Raw genomic sequence first — 567 nt, forward strand, 5'->3', positions numbered from 1 at the left:
CACCTCACCGACTTCCGGGTCGGGTCGGTGCTGCAGGCCAAGCTCCGGTGCGTGCTGGAGACGATGGTCGTGGAGAACCCGCACATGGCCGGCTGGTTCGCCGACGACCTGGGTTCGCGGTCGTGGTTCCCCGGCATCGACTGGGCGGACTTCCCGGACAAGGCGGCCTACCGGGAGGGTGCCATCGCGCTGACCCAGACCTTCCGGAGCGTGGCCGACCAGCACGGGCTGGTCTTCATCGTCAACGGCACCTGGTCGGCCAACGACGGCGGCGGCTACCCGAACCCGGCCAAGTCCGGCAACGCGCTGGCCGACGGCGGCTTCGTGGAGCACCACGACGGGAACATCGACTTCTTCGGTCCCTACGGCTGCTCGTCCCAGTGGGCCGCGCAGTCCCCGGTCACTCGGGGGGAGGCGATCAACTTCGCGGTGACCCGCACCGCCGCCGGCCGGGTCGAGTACGCGGACTCCGGCTGCTTCGCCTACGTCAACCAGCAGACCGACTACACCGGCGTGGCTCCGTGGGGCCCGTTCCACCCGACCGGACTGCCCTCACGCGTCACCCGC

Annotated in this window: 1 protein-coding gene; it reads left to right on the forward strand. The window is 70.5% G+C overall.

What is annotated here, in order from left to right; all coding sequences use genetic code 11:
- Positions 1–567: hypothetical protein (locus ACI8AK_RS23200; protein WP_456958197.1), on the forward strand; the 567-nt coding region annotated here is incomplete at both ends.

This window comes from Geodermatophilus sp. SYSU D00867, from assembly GCF_054050315.1.